Raw genomic sequence first — 1,846 nt, 5'->3', positions numbered from 1 at the left:
CACAGCAGTAAGACTTCCTTCCTGGTATTGCTTACGCCAGAGAAATAACTGGCTGGCTGCTACACCATGTTGCCGGGCAACGAGGGAGACCGTCATCCCCGGTTCAAAGCTCTGCTGAACAATTGCGATCTTTTCCTGTGTGGTACGCCGTCTGCGTTTCTCCGGCCCTAAGACATCAATCATCTGTACTCCAATGACTAGTCTAAAAACTAGTATTAAGACTATCACTTATTTAAGTGATACTGGTTGTCTGGAGATTCAGGGGGCCAGTCTAATGATTTAGGGTCTAATCAACTTAATGATCAATATCTATAGTGATATCACCAACCGTTAAAACGAACCGACAACTCCATGAGGAACGGAATGATGAATAATAAAGTCAGCTTCACTAACAGCAATAATCCAACCATCTCTTTGTCTGCAGTGATCTATTTCCCTCCAAAATTTGATGAAACCCGTCAGTATCAGGCAATTGTGGTATCTCACCCAGGTGGGGCGTTAAAGAACAAACGGCCGGAACCTATGCCAAAAAACTGGCGGAAAAGGGATTTGTCACTATTGCTTATGACGCATCTTATCAAGGTGAAAGTGGCGGCGAGCCGCGTCAGTTAGAAAACCCATACATTCGTACTGAAGACATCAGTGCCGTGATTGATTACCTGACAACGCTTTCTTATGTCGACAATACCCGAATTGGTGCGATGGGAATTTGTGCCGGTGCAGGATATACAGCCAATGCTGCAATTCAGGATCGCCGCATCAAGGCCATCGGTACCGTTAGTGCGGTCAATATTGGTTCGATGTTCCGTAATGGTTGGGAAAACAATGTGAAATCTATTGATGCCCTGCCATACGTTGAAGCGGGTTCAAACGCCCGAACCAGCGATATTAGCAGCGGAGAATATGCCGTTATGCCACTGGCACCAATGAAGGAGTCCGATGCGCCGAACGAAGAACTGCGTCAGGCCTGGGAGTATTACCACACCCCTCGCGCGCAGTATCCAACAGCACCGGGTTACGCTACTTTGCGCAGCCTTAACCAGATTATTACCTTTGATGCTTACCATATGGCGGAAGTGTACCTGACTCAGCCGATGCAGATTGTGGCGGGCAGCCAGGCAGGGAGCAAATGGATGAGTGACGATCTGTACGATCGAGCATCAAGCCAAGATAAACGCTATCACATTGTTGAAGGCGCAAACCATATGGATCTTTATGACGGCAAAGCCTATGTGGCTGAAGCAATTTCAGTATTAGCTCCGTTCTTTGAGGAAACTCTGTAATGAAACATATTCAAATCCGCAATAGTGATATGGCCTGGCATATTGCTGCCAATATTCAGTTTCCACCAAATTTTGATGAGTCAAAACAGTATCCGGCGATTATCAGCGTCCATCCTTTTGGCAGTTGTAAGGAGCAGACGTCTGGCAATATCTATGGCAAAGCATTGGCTGAAAAAGGCTATCTCGTTCTCGCTTATGACGCCAGTTTCCAGGGAGAATCTGGTGGGGAGCCTCGCTGGATAGAAGATCCGACACAGCGCGTAGAGGATATTAGCCGTGTTATCGATTATGCAGTAACTCTGCCATATGTTAATGCTGAACGTATTGGCGTGCTGGGAGTGTGGGTAATGCTGCCAACTTACTGATTTAGTGTATGATGGTGATTTTAAGGTGCTTGCGTGGCTTCCATTTCCATCAGATGTCCTTCCTGCTCCGCTACTGAAGGCGTGGTGCGTAACGGCAAAAGCACTGCCGGACATCAGCGCTATCTCTGCTCTCATTGCCGTAAAACATGGCAACTACAGTTCACTTACACCGCCTCTCAGCCCGGTACGCACCAGAAA

Annotated in this window: 2 protein-coding genes and 2 pseudogenes; 3 read left to right on the top strand and 1 reads right to left on the bottom strand. The window is 47.3% G+C overall.

The genetic code is table 11. From position 1 onward, the window contains the following. A partial coding sequence (locus BHE85_RS14515) for a transposase (protein WP_000567685.1) occupies positions 1–183 on the bottom strand: 183 nt, incomplete at its 3' end. A 180-nt stretch (positions 184–363) separates the two neighbouring features. Here BHE85_RS14515 and BHE85_RS14510 point away from each other — a divergent pair. The 3 genes and pseudogenes from BHE85_RS14510 to BHE85_RS14500 all read left to right on the top strand — a co-directional run. After that, positions 364–1,283, top strand: a pseudogene (locus BHE85_RS14510) (alpha/beta hydrolase). Continuing rightward, positions 1,283–1,624 (top strand): annotated as a pseudogene (locus BHE85_RS14505) (alpha/beta hydrolase); the annotation flags it as partial. The pseudogenes BHE85_RS14510 and BHE85_RS14505, both read left to right, overlap by 1 nt. A gap of 57 nt (positions 1,625–1,681) precedes the next feature. Then, positions 1,682–1,846 (top strand): IS1 family transposase (locus BHE85_RS14500; protein ID WP_047664789.1); only part of this gene is annotated, 165 nt, incomplete at its 3' end.

It is taken from the genome of Shigella sp. FC1567, assembly GCF_001743015.1.
Lineage (GTDB): Bacteria > Pseudomonadota > Gammaproteobacteria > Enterobacterales > Enterobacteriaceae > Escherichia > Escherichia coli.
Note: the sequence above shows the minus strand (reverse complement) of the source record. Positions and strands in the feature narration are given on the sequence as shown.